We start from the raw sequence: 18,499 nt of genomic DNA, 5'->3' as shown, positions 1-18,499 counted from the left end.
TTCAAGGAGTCTCCGTATATTTCTTACGCTTATTCTAGCTATCACCCGTCTTTTGACTAAAACTTTTTGTTATGCCCCGTCCTCTGTATTTTTTTATTCCTCTGTATTCTCTTCTGTTGACTCTTCTGTTTCAGAAACTTCTGTTTCATCCTCGATTTCTTCTTCATCTTCATCCTGGTCAACACGTGCTACCGTTGCTACTTCCTCTTCTTCTTGTAGCCTAATTAAACGCACGCCCATTGTATTCCGGCCAGTTTCTGAAATATCCTGGACTGGAATTCGAATAAGTACGCCGGCTACGGTAATAAGCATGAGGTCTTCTTCTCCAGAAACAGCTTTTACAGCTACTACATGTCCCGTTTTATCTGTTAAGTTACATGTAAAGATCCCTTTTCCGCCTCGGTTTGTTACGCGATACTCCATCTCAGGAGTCTGTTTTCCATAACCTTTGCTTGTAACATGCAAGATTTTAGAATCCTCCTGAAGGATTTCCATGGATACAACCTCATCATCTTCCCGTAGTGAAATACCCTTCACACCGGCAGCTGTTCTACCCATAGATCGGATCTGATCTTCAGGGAAACGAATGAGATAACCGTTTTTCGTAGCGATCATCATATCTTTCGCACCATCGGTTAGACGCACTGAAATCAATTCATCTTCATCCCGAAGCCCTACAGCAATTAATCCACCTTTACGGATGTTAGCAAATTGCGAAAGCGTTGTGCGCTTGGAGATCCCGTACTTGGTTGTAAAGAACAAGTAATCTGTGTCAGTAAATTCGTTTACAGAAATAACAGCGTTAACCCACTCGCCTTTTTCTATCTGTAAGAGATTAATGATTGGGATACCCTTCGCTGTTCTGCTGAACTCAGGTATCTCATAGCCTTTAGCCTTATAGACCTTCCCTTTATTCGTAAAGAATAGCACGGTATCATGCGTAGAGGTTGAAACAAGATGTTCTACAAAGTCATCTTCATTCGTACCCATACCCTGAATACCACGGCCTCCACGTTTTTGAGTTCGGTAAGTAGAGGATGGCAAACGTTTAATATAACCTTGATGGGTTAAGGTAATGACGATATTTTCTTCTGGAATTAAGTCCTCATCCTCAAAGAAGTCAACGCCACCTAGAACAAGCTCTGTCCGGCGTTCGTCATTAAAGCGTTCCTTTACCTCTGTTAGCTCTTCGCGAATAATCTCAAGAACTTTTTCCTCGTCTGCTAAAATAGCTTTTAATTCTTCAATTAAGTCTAGAAGTTCTTTGTATTCATTTTCTATTTTTTCACGTTCCAGACCAGTTAACCGCTGCAAACGCATATCTAGTATTGCCTGTGATTGCTTTTCCGAAAGTTTAAAGCGTTCCATCAAACCGTCTCTAGCAATATCGGCTGTTTTGGAATTACGGATAAGCGCGATCACTTCATCCAAGTGATCTAACGCAATTCTCAATCCTTCTAAAATATGTGCTCTAGCTTCTGCTTTACGTAATTCAAATGCAGTCCGGCGTTTAATAATTACCTTCTGGTGCTCAAGGTAATACTCAAGGCATTGTTTAATCGTCAACACTTTAGGCTGACCATCAACAAGAGCCAATGTATTAATACCAAATGTTGTTTGCAGAGCCGTATGTTTGTACAAGTTGTTTAACACGACATTTGCATTAACATCACGACGTAGCTCCATCACAATGCGCATTCCGTTACGATCTGATTCATCACGCAAATCGGTAATTCCTTCAATTCGCTTATCACGCACATGCTCTGCAATCCGCTCTATTAATTTTGCTTTATTGACTTGATACGGAAGCTCTGTGACGATGATCGTTGCCTTACCGTTAGCATGCTCTTCAATGTTTGCTTTTGCCCTGACGGTAATTGACCCTTTTCCTGTTTCGTAGGCTTTTCGTATCCCACTTTTTCCTAGAATCTGACCAGCTGTTGGGAAATCAGGGCCATGGATATAATCTTCCATCAATTCATTAATCGTGATATCTGGATTTTTACTAATCGCAAGCACGGCGTCAATCGTTTCTCCTAGATTATGTGGAGGGATATTTGTGGCCATTCCTACTGCAATCCCCGATGTGCCATTCACAAGTAAATTAGGGAATCGAGCTGGGAAAACGACTGGTTCTCGCTCAGAGCCATCATAGTTATCTGTGTAATCAATTGTGTCTTTGTTTATATCACGGAGGAGCTCCATTGATATTTTGGACATTCTTGCCTCTGTATAACGCATTGCTGCCGCTGAATCACCATCAACTGAACCGAAGTTCCCGTGGCCATCCACTAGCATATAGCGATAGCTGAAGTCTTGTGCCATCCGGACCATTGTTTCATAAACCGCTGAGTCACCATGTGGATGGTACTTACCAATAACTTCCCCAACAATACGGGCTGATTTTTTGTATGCTTTATCGGAGTGCATCCCCAAGTCATTCATCGCATATAAAATTCTTCTGTGCACTGGTTTCATGCCATCCCGTACATCTGGCAATGCACGTGATACGATAACACTCATTGCGTAATCAAGGAAGGATGTGCGCATCTCATTACTAATATTTATTTCCTGAACGTTTGGACGTTTTTCCTCTGCCATTCTTATACCTCCTATCACTATTTTTCAACGAAATAGTGATTTGCCTCAAATATTACATGTATTGATATGATTTAAATATCAAGATTTTTTACATATTGTGCATTCTCTTCAATAAAGTTCCTTCTTGGTTCCACTTTGTCTCCCATCAGCATATCAAATACTTGGTCTGCCTCGATGGCATCTGCTAGATCAACCTGAAGAAGTGTACGTGTATCTGGATCCATCGTCGTATCCCAAAGCTGGGTAGCATTCATTTCTCCTAGCCCTTTATAACGCTGAATCCCTGGCTTAGGTAATTGTGGAAGTTCTTGAAGCAATTTATCTAATGCTTTTTCGTTATAAACATAATGAACAGCTTTCCCTTGCTTGATCTGATACAAAGGCGGCTGTGCGATATAAATATAGCCATATTCGATTAATGGACGCATATAACGATAGAAAAAGGTTAATAGTAATGTACGTATATGTGCACCATCGACATCGGCATCTGTCATGATAACGACTTTATGATAGCGGGCCTTCGTAATATCGAAATCTTCTCCGATACCTGTACCAAGGGCAGTAATCATGGCACGAACTTCATTATTGGACAAAATTTTATCAAGTCGGGCTTTCTCAACATTGAGAATCTTACCACGTAGTGGCAAGATCGCCTGAAAATGACGGTCACGACCAGACTTGGCTGAACCACCAGCAGAGTCACCCTCTACGATATAAAGCTCACTTATTTTTGCATCCTTAGAGGAACAATCGGCAAGCTTACCTGGTAGATTCGAAATCTCGAGCGCACTTTTTCTTCTAGTCAGCTCTCTAGCCTTTTTCGCAGCTAAACGGGCACGCGAAGCCATTAGCCCTTTATCAACAATAATTTTCGCGACAGACGGGTTTTCATATAGAAACTTGGAGAACATTTCACTGAAAACTGAGTCTGTAATGGTACGTGCTTCACTGTTACCAAGCTTTGTTTTTGTCTGTCCCTCAAACTGTGGATCAGGGTGTTTAACGGAGACGATGGCGGTCATTCCTTCCCGTACATCATCACCAGATAGGTTAGGATCGTTTTCTCGGTATAAATTGTTTTTTCTAGCATAATCATTAATCACTCTAGTAAGACCTGTTCGGAAACCAGATTCGTGACTACCACCTTCATAGGTGTGAATGTTGTTGGCAAACGAGTATAAGCTGCTTGCAAATCCTTCGTTATACTGAATTGCAACTTCTACAGAGATTCCTTGATCTTCTCCCTCTGCATAGAATGGCTCATGCAAGACTTCTTTCGTGCGGTTGATAAATTCCACATAGGACTTTATCCCACCCTCGTAGAAATAGCTGACAGGTTCTTCGTCCGTACGTTTATCTTCTACGGTGATGGTAATCCCTTTATTTAAGAATGCCAACTCACGCAAGCGCTGTGTTAACGTATCATAATCGTATTCGGTTGTATCAAAGATTTCAGGATCTGGAACAAAATGGGTAGTCGTTCCTGTTACGTCCGTTTCGCCAACGACCTCAATATCTCCCTGTGGAACTCCTTTTTTAAAGCCTAAATAATGAATTTTATTATCCAAGTGAACATGGACTTCCAAGTTTGTTGACAGGGCGTTAACTACAGAAGCACCTACACCATGCAGTCCACCAGAAACCTTGTAGCCGCCACCGCCAAATTTTCCTCCAGCGTGGAGTACGGTCATGATGACTTCTAATGCTGGACGACCTGTTTTCTTTTGTATGCCTACTGGAATACCACGGCCATTATCGCTTACGGTAATACTGTTATCTTTTTCAATTGTTACATCGATTCTGTCACAGTACCCAGCTAATGCTTCATCGATACTGTTATCGACAATTTCCCATACAAGATGGTGTAAGCCTTTCTCACTCGTTGATCCAATATACATACCAGGTCTTTTTCTTACTGCTTCAAGTCCTTCTAGTACTTGAATCTGATCTGCACCATATTCGGGCTGGGTATTCGTCATATTGTCTTCCATTGTCATGCTCTCACTTCCATTTCCTGTTACTTAAAATGTTTCGAATTAAAAACAGTATGCTATGCTTCTTCTGCTTCTGTTTCTTCTTCCTTAATCTCATCTGAGAAATCATCTAGCTTACTGATGGTGGAGATCATACTAGCGCGTTTCTTCAATGTTGAGACAGAAAGCGTGCTGTAGTAGATGATTTCCTTTGTGATCATGACTGATTTTGCATCAACCGTTGGACCTACTACTTTCTTTTCTTTGCCAGCGTTCTCCATCATTTCCTCCATGATGGTAGATGATGAGATTAAATTATAGTCAATGATTGCAACCACATCCTGAGAACGGATGACATTATCATTTCCGATATGAATAAACATGCTATCTCCCCCTCATTCTATTTTTCCACTTCACCATTACGGACACGGAATAATTCCGCTTTATTCAGGGTCTCATGATTTATTCCATCAACACTCGTAGTAGATACAAAGGTTTGCACCTTTCCTTGGATGGTATGAAGTAGATGTGATTGTCGGTAATCATCCAGTTCACTCAACACATCATCAAGCAGAAGAATTGGATATTCCCCAACTTCATTGTAAATGAGTTCAATTTCTGCCAGTTTCACCGACAGGGCAGTTGTACGTTGCTGCCCTTGTGATCCATAGGTCTGGACGTCCTTACCGTTCACATAAAAGAGGAGATCATCACGATGCGGACCAATTAAACTTGTGCCACGTTCAATCTCTTTTTCTTGTATTTGTTGAAATTTATTTAAGTAGATACTCTCTATTTTCTCCTTATTATCATCTTCTGATACCTCAATAGTGGGAGAATACTTTATTTCAAGCCTTTCCAGCTCACGGCTGATACCATGATGGATCGGACTAGCCCATTTCCTTAATAATTCCAAAAAAACAAACCGTCTTTCCAATAAGGTCGCGGCATGTTCTACGAGCTGATCTGTGATAACTTGCAACATGGTATGATCTTGGCTTTTGCCACGCTGCAATTGTTTCAACAGATGATTTCGTTGTTTTAATATTTTTTGATATTGCCCTAGATGATAGATATAACGTGGCTGGATCTGTCCAAGCTCCATATCAATAAAACGCCTGCGTATTTGTGGTGCACCTTTAACCAACGTGAGATCCTCTGGTGCAAACATCACAACATTAAGCGCCCCGATATAGTCACTTAGCCGTTTTTGTTCCAGCCGGTTCAGCTTCGCTTTTTTACCTTTTGCCGAAAGAACGATTTCCAACGGAAAGGTTTGATTTCTTTTTGTTATCCTGCCTTCTATTTTAGCATACTCTTTTTCCCATTGAATCAATTCTTTCTCTCTGGGAGTTCGGTGTGATTTAGTAAAGGCAAGTAAATAGATTGCCTCCATCAGGTTGGTTTTACCCTGTGCATTTTCCCCGATGATGACATTTATTTTATTATTAAACTCCATTTCCAGTCCATCATAATTGCGGAAATTACGTAATTTTAGCTGTTCTATGTGCATGACCAATCCTCTTTTTTTCGATTCAGATCAGGAGCGTTTGCTAGGAGGCAGTTCATGTATCTCAAGCTTTTATCACTTTGTAGGATCCAATGCCTTCTAATTCAACAATATCCCCTGCATATAGCTTGCGACCACGACGATGCTCCCGTTCGTTATTTACTAATACGCCCTCGTCTTGCAGAAAAGCCTTTACCATCCCACCAGATTCCAATATATTGGCAAGCTTAATAAATTGGCCTAGTGCAATATATTCCGTACTTATTTCAATTTCTTCATGCATGTTATCACCAAGTTTCCTACTTTTTAGAAAAACGTTAAGACTGCCAAAAGATTTCAGGACAGTATAAAACATAGAAACACATACATTCACTAAAAATGAGCAAATGCAGTTTCTTCGTGTGGATATCATTAGTTTAAACCTGTAAACGTCATGTATACCTATTTTACTAAAGATTTGTCATTATGGAAAGGTATGACCCCATATTTGCATAATAAATGCCTGTATAGGCTTAAAATTGCTTTTAAAAAGCCGTTAACCTGTTATATAGGTGCTGTCCAAAACAAAATAAAGGTCCCTATCTTTTTTAAGATAAGGACCTAAGATCACATTCTGCTTATTAATACGTTCTAACAGGTAGAATTAATTGTAAGATCGGGTCATCGTTGGCAGGACGGATAATAAATGGTCGCATTGCCCCAGTGAATTCTACTTTCACTTCTTCGTATTCAATTGCCTTTAATGCATCAATCATATACTTGGAGCTGAAAGAAATCTTCAATTCTTCTCCGCTTATAGAAGGAACCGTAATTTCCTCTGCTACTGTTCCTACTTCAGGAGAATTACTTGTGATTTCGATCAATCCATTCCCTTTCGTGCTCAATCTAACAACATTATTCCGTTCTTCTTTTGCTAGAAGTGAAGCTCGGTCAATTGTGCTTAAGAGTTCCTTCGTTTTCACATGAAGAACGGTTTTGCTTTGTTCTGGAATTAATCGGGAGGTCTCCGGATAATTTCCATCAAGCAATCTTGAAAGGAAGTTAAGATTTTTTGTACGGAACAGAATCTGATTATTTGTCACACTTATTTCTACTGTTTCTTCTGTATCATCTAATATTTTATTTAACTCGTTCAGACTCTTACCAGGAACCACCACAGTTGGCAGTTGACCTGGTGCCTCAGTGACAGGAATTTCTCTAGAAGCTAAGCGATGGCTGTCTGTTGCTGTAAAAGTCAAATTGCCATTCTCCAGTTTAATATTTACCCCAGTTAAAATTGGTCGGGTTTCCATTGTTGAAACAGCAAATACTGTTTGTTTTATTAAGCTTTTTAAGAGATCGATTGGCAACTCAAAGCTGTCATCCGTTTGTAATTTAGGTAGCTGTGGATATTCTTCTGCATCCTGACCATTTAAATTAAATTCGGCTTTTCCAGAACGAATCGTTACTTTTAAGTTTTCATCTGATTCAATTTCCACTGTTTTTTCAGGGAGCTTACGGACAATATCAGGGAAATATTTAGCTTGTAGTACAATACTTCCTGCTTCAATTTGTTCTACATTTACATTGCCATTCTCCTCAGCTGGGATAAAGGATTCAATCGAAATATCTGAATCACTACCAGTCAAGGTAATACCACTTTCTTTTGCTTCAATTTTCATTCCAGTCAATATCGGAATAACGGTTCGGGATGAGATAGCCTTCATGACATCCTGCACACTGGATATTAATTGATCCCGTTGAATAACAAATTTCATAAATAAATCCTCCTAAGGGAAGTTCTTTTATATTTATTTTTTTTATAAAAATACAGTATTAATAGTAATAAGGCCTGTGAGTATGTGGATAAGCGAAGAAAAGCCAGATTTACAAAAGTTATTCACATGTGGATAAACTGTTTGCAAGTTTGCACGACTATTCACACTGTGCACAGGTCATATTTAGACAAACGTCTTAAAAAAGACAAAATCGCGTCCAACATTCTAAAAAAAGATGGCTTTAGAATGATTTTAAGTTCTCTTTTATTTCTTCTATTTCACGTGTTAATTGCGTATCGTTTTCCATAAGACGTGCTATTTTTTCATGAGCATGAATAACAGTTGTGTGATCACGTCCCCCAAATTCCTCGCCGATTTTTGGTAGAGAGGAGTCCGTCATTTCTCTAGATAGATACATGGCAATTTGTCGCGGGAATGCAATAGACTTGGTCCGCTTTTTTGCAATAAAATCCTCCAGGCGAATATTGTATTTCTCGCCAACTGCTTCTTGAATCCTCGGTATACTAATGATTTTCGGTTTACTGCTTGGGATAATATCCTTTAATGCGTCAGCAGCTAGCGAAGCGTCTATATCCTTGTTCACTAATGAAGAATAGGCGACAACGCGAATTAAGGCGCCTTCTAATTCTCGAATGTTGGTGTCGATTTGGTTTGCAATGTATAGCATCACCTCATTCGGAATATCAAGTCCCTCAGCCTTTGCCTTTTTCGTTAATATTGCAATACGAGTTTCCAGATCTGGTGGCGTAATATCGGTAATTAAGCCCCACTCAAAACGGGAACGTAAACGGTCTTCCAGTGTTGGAATTTCTTTAGGTGGCCGATCACTAGAAATGATAATTTGCTTACTTTCTTCATGTAACGTATTAAAAGTATGGAAAAATTCTTCCTGTGTTGATTCTTTTCCAGCAATAAACTGAATATCATCTATTAATAGGACATCGACATTTCGATATTTATTGCGAAAGTTCACGGTTTTATTATCCATAATCGCGTTAATAAATTCATTCGTAAACTTCTCTGAAGATAAGTAAACAACCTTTGCATTTGGATCGTGTTCACGAACATAATGGCCGATCGCATGCATTAAATGGGTTTTACCCAATCCTACGCCACCATAAATGAATAGTGGGTTATAGGCCTTTGCAGGAGCTTCTGCTACAGCAAGTGATGCAGCATGAGCGAATCTGTTACCTGCACCAATGACAAATGTATCAAAGGTATATTTCGAATTTAGCATCGATCTTGGCGATTCGTGATTTGCTTCGTTTCCTGCTGTTTGCTTGGGTGCTACCTCTGACTCTTCTATTGGTGGAGTAGAATCTGGAATAATGAATTTAGTAGCCAAACGAGAACCGGTGATGTCTAGCAAAATATCAGATATGAGTGCGGTATATTGGTTCTCAAGCCAGTCTCTGGCAAATTCGTTGGGTGCTGAAATGACGAGTGTATTTTCTTCAAGAAATTCAGCTTTTGTGTTTTTCAACCAGGTATCGAAACTAGGCTTACTAATTTTTTCTTCAATTTTTTCAAGGGTTGCGACCCAAAGTTCTTCAATGTTTTCCAAGCGGTTATTCACTCCTTCCTGGGTTTATATCATGACAGAAAAAGCCTCTCTCAATCATAACGATGGACAGGCATTCATTCATAAAAAGGCGGTTTATTTGGCCTTGAGTAGGCATGCTGTAATGAACGATATCAAAATAGGTCTTGTGGATAGTTGCGTACAGTGCAATAATGCATCTGGAATGCTTATAAACGTTATTAACATTTCTGTGGATAACGTTGTAAACGATGGTGTTAATAAATATCCACATGTTATCCACAATCTGTGAATAACTAAAAACCCTCAAATCGATTTACACAAGTTAAACACAATTATAATACCAAAAAAAGGCGCGGTGTGCAATGTTCTTTCGACAATTATCCACAAGGTCCATTGCTTGTAGATAATAAATATCCACACCACTATATTTTGTGATTTTCCTGTCGATATGTGTTGTGGATAGTATTTTTTTGTAATAAAAGAGTGAACAATAGACTGTGGATAGTCGAATATAAGGTAAACTCTTTTTTTAATGAGCCGCGCTAGAAGGTGTTCACTTATTTATTACTTGAGCATAAGGGATCATTTAGTTGGAATTGTCTTGTTGAAGTAGAGGAAGGTCGACTTGGAGTTGATCAACCGAATTTTAGAATGTGATAGTTTTTCGTAGAAGGGAATTTTTTTAGTAGTAGAGGTATGGTTGGCTGCTAGCCACCTAAGTAGGTAGAGAAAAAGGTGATAATCTATCCACACGTGAGTAGACCAGGGGTATAATTCTGTAAAAAACAGCCAATAACAAAAAGGAAGTTGACAGAAGGGCTGGTTATTATTTATAATTACAAAGACTGTCTATGAATATGACTTTTAAACAGGATATTTCATCCCTTGGGGAGGTGCATGATAAATGAAAAGAACGTTTCAACCAAATAACCGTAAACGCAAAAAAGTACATGGCTTTCGTACGCGTATGAGTACTAAAAACGGACGTAAAGTTTTAGCTCGTCGTCGTCGTAAAGGAAGAAAAGTATTGTCTGCATAGGCCACTGAAAAGTCAGTGGTCTTTTTTCACACTTAGGAATTTATGAATTGTTTAAATTCCTAGTAGAGGGGGTACGTACAAATTCGCTAGATGATGGCGAATTTGAGTATTTCTAACTGACTTTAGGCGATAGCAACAATCTGGTACCTCGGGTTTTTCCCGGTACCATTACATAGAACACGAAGGACAAGCTGTATATGTAGAGTAGTAAAGGTGATCATGATGAAAAAAGAGTATCGCATCAAAAAGAACGAAGAATTTCAACAAACATTTAAGCATGGAAAGTCTTTTGCAAATAGACAGCTTGTCATCTATTATATAGAGAAAAAGGGCCAAGAGCATTATCGTGTAGGTCTTTCAGTAGGAAAGAAAATTGGAAATGCGGTTACTAGAAATCGCATTAAACGCTATTTAAGACAGGCCTTCCAGGAGATGGATGACCGGATAAAATATCCCCATGATATTGTGATCATTGCAAGACAACAAACGAAAAAAATGTCGTATGAAGAAATAAAAAAAAGTCTCAATCATTTACTTTATAAAGAGCGACTACTAAAAAAATAACGTTATTATATAGAAAGCTATATGGTTTTAAGGTAAAATTTATATAGGACAATCTGTATAAGGCTTATGTTAAGCGTTTGCGCTTTTCATATAGTTAGGAGGAAACAATTTGCGTAAAAAGTATTTTCTGCTTGTAACACTGATTTTGTTGCTGGCAATCCTTTCTGGTTGTACTCAGGTTAACGAACCAATCACACCAGAAAGTGAAGGATTTTGGAATAGTTACTTCGTGTATCCATTATCCAAGGTTATTATTTATTTTGCCGAGTTATTCAACGAAAACTATGGTCTTTCCATTGTAATTGTGACCATTTTAGCCCGGTTAATCCTCGTGCCGTTAAACGTTAAGCAATTAAAAAGTTCGAAAGCGATGCAGGATGTTCAACCGGAATTAAAAGAAATCCAGAAAAAGTACAGTTCTAAGGATGCAAATACGCAGCAAAAACTGCAACAGGAAACAATGGCGTTGTTCCAAAAGCATGGCGTAAACCCGCTAGCTGGTTGTTTACCTATTTTTATTCAAATGCCAATTTTAATTGCGATGTATCATGCTATCATGCGAACTGAAGAGATTAGTACACATAGCTTTTTATGGTTTGAACTAGGTTCACCAGATCCAATTTTCTTATTACCGTTAATTGCAGGTGGCGCAACCTTTATTCAACAAAAGCTTATGATGGCTGGTAGTCCGGCAGCAAACAATCCGCAAATGGCAGTTATGCTATATGTTATGCCGATCATGATTGCTGTATTTGCTATTTTCTTCCCAGCAGCACTAGCACTATACTGGGTTGTAGGGAATATCTTTATGGTTATACAAACTATTTTTATCCGTAAACCTATGATGAAAGACGTAGTTGGAGGAGACAAAAAGTGAGAGAAATAACTGCGAGTGGACAAACAGTTGAGGAAGCGGTCCAGTCAGCATTAGAGCAGTTGAACACCACAAAGGATCAGGTCGAAATTGATATAATAGACGAGGGTAAGAAGGGTTTGCTCGGTCTATTTGGTTCCAAACGTGCTTTTGTTAAAGTGACGTTAGCAAAGAACAAAGTGGAAGAAACACAAGTGTATCTTAGCCAAGTGATTGCAAATATGAATGTAGAAGCAGAAATCAAGATGGACGTGGTGGGGAACCATGTTAATTTTGAGCTGAGCGGTGATAATATTGCTGTATTGATCGGCAAACGTGGTCAAACACTAAATGCGCTACAATATTTGCTACACCTTGCAATAAATAAAGATGGAAAGCAGTTTTACACCGTATCCCTTGACGCAGAAGGGTATCGCCAACGCAGGAAAGACACGCTAGAGTCTCTTGCTGGAAAAATGGCTGATAAAGCTGTGCGGTTAAACAAAAAAGTTGCACTTGAACCAATGCCTTCATTCGAACGCAAAATTATTCATAGTGCTCTGCAATCCAATAAAAACATCAACACCTATTCAGACGGAGTCGAACCACACCGACACATCGTCATCAAGCCATAAATTGAAAAACAATTTGCAACTTAATGATGCTATTTAAATTTAAATTTCTATGTTTTTAATCTAGGTTTAGAGATACATCGAGACTCCAGCGGGAAAGCGAAATGTTTTCTCAGAACGACATAACTATAACGTGGAATGAAACTAAAATCCGTTTGGTTTTCAAGTGAAACCAAACGGATTTTTTGCGTTATAAAAGTATAAAACTGTACCAGTCTAGCAAATTCAATCTCTGGTAAGCGTATTAATAATACAACCACTATCCACATGTGGATAAAAGCACAATAAAGAGAAGTGAAAAACTGTTGTGGATAACTTTATTTTTGGGTAAAGGTGTGGTATTCTATTAAGTTAGTGGCGATAAAAATATAATTCGTTATTAATATAGATAAAGAACACGTTTCTGGAGGTGAAATGTAGTGGAGACAGATACAATTACAGCAATATCCACACCTATTGGCGAAGGAGCGATTGCCATCGTCAGGCTAAGCGGTCCTGAGGCAATCTCCATTACCGAACAACTTTTTAAAGGGAAAAGCTTAAGCGAAGCTGATTCTCATACGATTCACTATGGAAAAATCCTTGATCCACAAACGCAGGAGGTTGCCGAGGAAGTTATGGTTACCTTAATGCGTGGGCCAAAGACATTTACACGGGAAGATGTCGTTGAAATCAACTGCCATGGTGGGATGGTCGCTGTAAACCGTGTGTTGGAAATTATTTTGAGTAAGGGTGCAAGACTGGCAGAACCAGGAGAGTTTACAAAGCGCGCCTTTTTGCATGGAAGGATTGACCTATCGCAGGCAGAGGCAGTAATGGACTTAATCAGAGCAAAGACAGACAAAGCGATGTCCGTTGCCTTAAAGCAGATGGATGGAAGATTATCCGGGCTGATTCAAACACTACGGCAGGATCTACTCGAAACAGTAGCGCATGTTGAGGTAAACATTGACTACCCGGAGTACGATGATGTAGAGGAAATGTCCAATGAAGTGATGCGTGACAAAACAAAAGAAGTGCATCGTGAAATTGATAATCTTTTGCAGGTTGCCAAACAAGGAAAGATATTACGTGAAGGGCTTGCTACAGCGATTATTGGCCGGCCAAATGTCGGCAAGTCTTCCTTGATGAACGCACTAGTTCAAGAAAATAAAGCCATTGTAACCGAAATACCTGGCACGACTAGAGATATCATTGAAGAGTATGTTAATGTTCGTGGCGTTCCCTTGCGTCTTGTAGATACTGCAGGGATAAGAGAAACCGAAGATATAGTAGAGAAGATAGGGGTAGAGCGTTCACGCAAGGTTTTAAAGGAATCTGACCTTATCTTATTTGTTTTAAACCATAACGAAGAACTTTCCGAAGAAGATGAAAAGCTCTTTGAAGCAATTCAAGGACTTGAATATATCGTAATTATTAATAAAACAGATTTAGAACAAAACTTAGATCTAAATAGAGTAAAAGAGCTAGCCGAAGGAAACCCGATTGTGACAACCTCTTTACTGGTAGAAGCAGGGATCGATAAGCTAGAACAAGCCATTGCTGATACATTCTTCTCTGGTGAGATTGATACTGGTGATTTAACCTATGTATCAAACATTCGTCATATCCAGTTATTGAAACAGGCGAAAGAAGCATTGGAAGATGCGATGCAAGGCTTGGAAATGGAAATGCCACTAGATATCGTACAAATTGATGTAACGCGAACGTGGGAATTTTTAGGTGAGATTATTGGCGATACTGCTAGTGACAGCTTGATTGATCAATTGTTCTCCCAATTTTGTTTAGGAAAATAATCGTTGCATGTTAGAAAAACATGTACTTTAAATAATAGGAAGGATGAAAAACAATGACATATGATGCTGGGCATTATGATGTAATCGTGATTGGTGCAGGGCATGCTGGTGTAGAAGCAGGATTAGCTTCAGCACGGATGGGTGCAAAAACCTTAATGCTGACACTCAATTTGGATATGATTGCCTTTATGCCATGTAACCCCTCCATCGGCGGGCCGGCTAAGGGAATTGTTGTCCGAGAAATAGATGCGCTTGGTGGCGCAATGGCAAAGGTAATTGATAAGACGCATATCCAAATGCGTATGCTGAACACAGGGAAAGGTCCAGCTGTTCAAGCGTTAAGAGCACAAGCTGATAAGCCTTTATATATAAAAGAAATGAAAAATATTATTGAAAACGAGGAAAACCTAACAATCAGACAAGGTATGGTAAATGAGTTAATTGTTGAGAATGGGGTATGTAAAGGAGTAATAACAGAATCAAAGGCTGCATATAGCGCCGAGACAGTTATTATTACGACAGGTACGTTTATGCGTGGGAAAGTGCTAATGGGAGATTTAGAATACGAAAGTGGTCCAAACAACCAAAGAGTATCTGTAAAACTTTCAGAGCATCTTGAGGAGCTAGGCTTTGAGCTTACTCGTTTTAAGACTGGAACTCCACCACGGGTGAACAGTCATACCATTGACTATTCGAAGACGGAAATTCAACCAGGGGATGAGAAGCCGCAAAGCTTTTCATACGAAACGACTGAATATATTACAGATCAAATTCCATGCTGGTTGACCTATACAAATGAATTCACACATGAAATTATTAATGAGAATCTTTCCTTATCTGCCATGTATTCAGGAATGAAACGTGGTACAGGGCCGAGATATTGCCCATCTATTGAAGATAAAATTGTGCGTTTTAATGATAAACCACGGCACCAAATCTTTTTGGAACCAGAAGGAAGAGATACAGAAGAGGTTTATGTTCAAGGATTATCAACATCCCTTCCTGAATCGATTCAGCATGACATGGTGCGAAGTGTAGAAGGGTTGGAGAACGCAGAAATTATGCGTGCTGGTTATGCCATTGAGTATGATGCAGTTGTTCCAACACAGTTATGGCCAACATTAGAAACGAAAAAAATTGCTGGACTTTATACAGCTGGTCAAATTAATGGTACCTCTGGTTATGAAGAAGCAGCTGCCCAAGGGATTATGGCAGGGATTAATGCAGCAGCAAAAGTGCTTGGAAAAGATCCGGTTATTTTAGATCGTTCACAAGCCTATATTGGTGTTCTCATTGATGACCTTGTTACAAAAGGGACCAATGAGCCATATCGACTGCTTACCTCACGTGCGGAATATCGTCTGCTGCTTCGTCATGATAATGCTGATCTACGTTTGTCAGAAACAGCAAATGATCTTGGCTTGATTACAGAAGCTCGTTACCAAAAATTCGTGGAGAAGAAACGACTGGTAGAGGAAGACAAGAAACGGTTGAATAAGCTTATTATTAAACCAAGTGAAGCCATTAATCAGGTGATGGAGGAAGCAGGAGCAACCCCATTAAAAGAAGCAGTAAAGGCGTACGATTTATTAAAGCGACCTGAGCTTTCTTATGACATTATTGAACAAATGATAGAACCTAATCCGGAACTTTCAGAGGAAATGAAGGAACAGGTTGGAATTCAAATTAAATATGAAGGTTATATTAAAAAAGCCTATGAGCAAGTTGCCAGAATGCTTAAAATGGAAGATAAAAAAATCCCCGACGATATCGATTATGATGAAATAGGCGGAATTGCCACAGAAGCGAAAGAGAAGCTTAAAAAGGTTCGTCCATTATCTGTTGGCCAAGCGTCACGGATCTCTGGTGTTAATCCGGCAGATGTTTCAATCCTGCTTGTTTATATCGAACAAGGTAATATTGCGAGGATGGCAAACTAGTTTAAAGTGGAAAAATAATGTAGTAATGGTTATATGATGCGGGAGAGAAGCAATTTTACCCCGCATCATAATACATATTAAAAGTGTAAAACGTAAAGGAGATTCCATACTATGAATCCAGAAGAATTTGCTGCTGCTTTGAAAGAAAAGGGGATAGAGCTTACAGCATATCAGCTTGAGCAGTTCGCCACTTACTTTCAAACCTTAACAGAATGGAATGAAAAAATAAATTTGACAGCGTTGACAGCTGAAGAGGACGTTTATTTGAAGCATTTTTATGATTCTATTTCCGCTGCGTTTCATTTTGACTTCAGTGGTCCTTTGCATATATGTGATATAGGAGCAGGCGCGGGATTTCCTAGTATTCCGTTGAAAATTTGCTTCCCAGAGTTAAAGGTAACAATCGTAGATTCATTGCAAAAGCGAATAGGTTTTCTAAACCATTTAGCAGCACAACTCGGGCTTAACGATGTAGCCTTCTATCATGACAGAGCGGAAACTTTTGGTAAAAATATCAAATTCAGGGAGAGTTTTGATGTTGTAACGGCTAGAGCGGTGGCAAGGATGTCTGTTCTCAGTGAATTATGCTTGCCGTTAGTTAAAAAAGGGGGCGTCTTCATTGCGATGAAAGGATCCCAGGTTAAGGAAGAACTCTCTATAGGCAAAGCTGCGGTAGAGTTGATGGGTGGAAAGACAGCTGACACTTTCTCATTTACATTACCCAAAGAAGACAGTGAGCGCTCAATAGTTGTAATAGATAAAGTACGAAAGACACCAAAAAAATATCCGAGAAAGCCTGGTACACCAAATAAGGAACCTATCGAATAAGTTTTAAAAAATTCTATTTAATATGGGTGATATAGTTACAATTAATTACTTTCTCAGGCTTTATTATGGTAAAATAGAAGTAGAGCCTGCATGACGTTAATTTTTATGTATTTAAAATTTATCCTGGTGCAAGCGTCATGTTAAAGTGGGAGTAACGGACACTAACACCTCGATTCGTTCAACTAACATTAGTGGGGGAGGAACAAAAACCGCCACTGATTGAAGTTTCGCTTTATTGTACTAGAGATCCTTTATTTTGGCATGTCGAATAAAGTGTTTTCTTTTGCTAGCATTTAGTTTTAGTAGAAATATATGCCATGAAAATAATAATGTTTCACGTGAAACATTTATACATAGATCATCATTATTTAAGGAACGCAGTCGCTTACCAGGGCTAATACGTTTCTTTAAAACTAGTAAATCAAAAGGTGGTGTCTGATGATGGTAAAGCCTTTTAATAAAATTTTTGGTTTGGGAGAGAAACCTGCTTCCGATTCTGAAACAGAAGTAGAGGTAGAAGTAGAAGCCTATCATCCGGATGAAGTGATTCAGCTTCTAGTAAGTGATATTGAGCCCAATCGTTATCAACCAAGAACTATTTTTAAGGAAGAGAAAATAAAAGAACTCGCACAAACCATTAATACACATGGTATGATCCAGCCGATTGTTGTGCGTAAAATGGAAGATGTAGAAGGTAAGTATGAACTGATCGCAGGAGAGAGACGCTGGCGTGCTGTACAGTTTTTAGGCTGGGAGAAAGTCTCTGCGATTGTTCGAGAAATGACGAATACAGAAACGGCTTCTGTTGCATTAATAGAGAACCTGCAGCGTGAGGAATTAACAGTCATTGAGGAAGCAAAAGCATATGCTCAATTATTGGAGCTCCATTCTTTAACGCAGGAAGCATTGGCCCAACGGTTGGGGAAAAACCAATCAACCATTGCTAATAAATTGCGATTATTAAAGCTCCCAGAAGAGGTTCAAGAGGCGTTGCTGAACAAAATGATTACAGAACGTCATGCACGTGCTTTAATTAAATTAAAAGATCCAGTAAAGCAGCTTGAAATTCTTAAGAATATACTTGAGAATGAATTAAATGTAAAACAGACAGAAGAGCGGATTACAAAGATTAATGAACCTAAAGAAGCACCGCCTAAAAAGAAGGCAACCTTAAAAGGCTTCAGCAAAGATATTCGAATTGCAATGAATACTATTCGGCAGTCCTTAAGCATGGTTTCAGATACTGGGGTCGAAGTGGAGTCGGACGAGCAGGAAATGGATGACTATTATCAAATAACAATTAAAATACCGAAACAGAAATAATTCTCCTATCTTTTTTAAAATAATCCATACCCATCTTAAAAGGAGATGGGTATTTTTCTCACACATTAGGAAAGTAAAAAGTTTTAGCTAGGAAGCAATTACGTTGCAATGAAATT

Annotated in this window: 15 protein-coding genes; 8 read left to right on the top strand and 7 right to left on the bottom strand. The window is 39.0% G+C overall.

Translation table 11 applies throughout. The features are described 5' to 3' along the window. Positions 1-93 precede the first annotated feature (93 nt). From gyrA to dnaA, 7 genes are all read right to left on the bottom strand, one after another. Positions 94-2,601, bottom strand: a complete 2,508-nt coding sequence (gene gyrA / locus BN988_RS16370; protein ID WP_036578125.1) for a DNA gyrase subunit A — start codon at positions 2,599-2,601, stop codon at positions 94-96. Positions 2,602-2,672: 71 nt separating this feature from the next. Beyond that, complete coding sequence (gyrB, locus tag BN988_RS16365; RefSeq protein ID WP_036578124.1) at positions 2,673-4,598, bottom strand: DNA topoisomerase (ATP-hydrolyzing) subunit B; 1,926 nt, start codon at positions 4,596-4,598, stop codon at positions 2,673-2,675. 53 nt (positions 4,599-4,651) lie between these two features. Further along, on the bottom strand, positions 4,652-4,957 hold the full coding sequence (gene remB / locus BN988_RS16360) for an extracellular matrix regulator RemB (RefSeq protein WP_036578123.1): 306 nt from the start codon (positions 4,955-4,957) through the stop codon (positions 4,652-4,654). A gap of 17 nt (positions 4,958-4,974) precedes the next feature. Beyond that, positions 4,975-6,087, bottom strand: a complete 1,113-nt coding sequence (recF, locus tag BN988_RS16355; RefSeq protein WP_036578121.1) for a DNA replication/repair protein RecF — start codon at positions 6,085-6,087, stop codon at positions 4,975-4,977. Between the two features lie 61 nt (positions 6,088-6,148). Beyond that, the gene (yaaA, locus tag BN988_RS16350; RefSeq protein ID WP_036578120.1) at positions 6,149-6,367 is read right to left on the bottom strand and encodes a S4 domain-containing protein YaaA; all 219 of its coding nucleotides are present in this window, start codon (positions 6,365-6,367) and stop codon (positions 6,149-6,151) included. 337 nt (positions 6,368-6,704) lie between these two features. Beyond that, positions 6,705-7,841, bottom strand: coding sequence for a DNA polymerase III subunit beta (gene dnaN, locus BN988_RS16345; protein WP_036578119.1), 1,137 nt, complete (start codon positions 7,839-7,841; stop codon positions 6,705-6,707). A 241-nt stretch (positions 7,842-8,082) separates the two neighbouring features. Further along, positions 8,083-9,429, bottom strand: a complete 1,347-nt coding sequence (dnaA, locus tag BN988_RS16340; RefSeq protein WP_036578117.1) for a chromosomal replication initiator protein DnaA — start codon at positions 9,427-9,429, stop codon at positions 8,083-8,085. Between the two features lie 883 nt (positions 9,430-10,312). Between dnaA and rpmH the strand changes: the two genes are divergently transcribed. The 8 genes from rpmH (at position 10,313) to noc (ending at position 18,383) form a co-directional block, all read left to right on the top strand. Further along, a complete protein-coding gene (gene rpmH, locus BN988_RS16330) occupies positions 10,313-10,447 on the top strand; it encodes a 50S ribosomal protein L34 (RefSeq protein WP_019377820.1) in 135 nt (44 codons plus the stop codon). A gap of 222 nt (positions 10,448-10,669) precedes the next feature. Then, positions 10,670-11,011, top strand: coding sequence for a ribonuclease P protein component (gene rnpA, locus BN988_RS16325; RefSeq protein WP_036578112.1), 342 nt, complete (start codon positions 10,670-10,672; stop codon positions 11,009-11,011). Positions 11,012-11,120: 109 nt separating this feature from the next. Continuing rightward, positions 11,121-11,888, top strand: a complete 768-nt coding sequence (gene spoIIIJ / locus BN988_RS16320) for a YidC family membrane integrase SpoIIIJ (RefSeq protein WP_036578111.1) — start codon at positions 11,121-11,123, stop codon at positions 11,886-11,888. After that, complete coding sequence (gene jag, locus BN988_RS16315) at positions 11,885-12,499, top strand: RNA-binding cell elongation regulator Jag/EloR (protein WP_036578109.1); 615 nt, start codon at positions 11,885-11,887, stop codon at positions 12,497-12,499. Before spoIIIJ ends, jag begins: the two co-directional genes overlap by 4 nt. A 416-nt stretch (positions 12,500-12,915) precedes the next feature. After that, positions 12,916-14,292 carry a tRNA uridine-5-carboxymethylaminomethyl(34) synthesis GTPase MnmE gene (gene mnmE / locus BN988_RS16310; protein ID WP_036578108.1) on the top strand — a complete coding sequence of 459 codons (1,377 nt, stop codon included), beginning with the start codon at positions 12,916-12,918 and terminating at the stop codon, positions 14,290-14,292. Positions 14,293-14,345: 53 nt separating this feature from the next. Continuing rightward, a complete protein-coding gene (mnmG, locus tag BN988_RS16305; protein WP_036578107.1) occupies positions 14,346-16,232 on the top strand; it encodes a tRNA uridine-5-carboxymethylaminomethyl(34) synthesis enzyme MnmG in 1,887 nt (628 codons plus the stop codon). 111 nt (positions 16,233-16,343) lie between these two features. Further along, a complete protein-coding gene (rsmG, locus tag BN988_RS16300) occupies positions 16,344-17,060 on the top strand; it encodes a 16S rRNA (guanine(527)-N(7))-methyltransferase RsmG (protein WP_036578105.1) in 717 nt (238 codons plus the stop codon). A gap of 441 nt (positions 17,061-17,501) precedes the next feature. Further along, the gene (noc, locus tag BN988_RS16295; protein ID WP_036578321.1) at positions 17,502-18,383 is read left to right on the top strand and encodes a nucleoid occlusion protein; all 882 of its coding nucleotides are present in this window, start codon (positions 17,502-17,504) and stop codon (positions 18,381-18,383) included. Positions 18,384-18,499: the final 116 nt, after the last annotated feature.

Source organism: Oceanobacillus picturae, assembly GCF_000612865.1.
GTDB classification, from domain to species: Bacteria; Bacillota; Bacilli; order Bacillales; family Amphibacillaceae; genus Oceanobacillus_B; species Oceanobacillus_B jordanicus.
The sequence above is the reverse complement of the archived record's forward strand: the minus strand, read 5'-3'. Positions and strand labels throughout refer to the sequence as shown.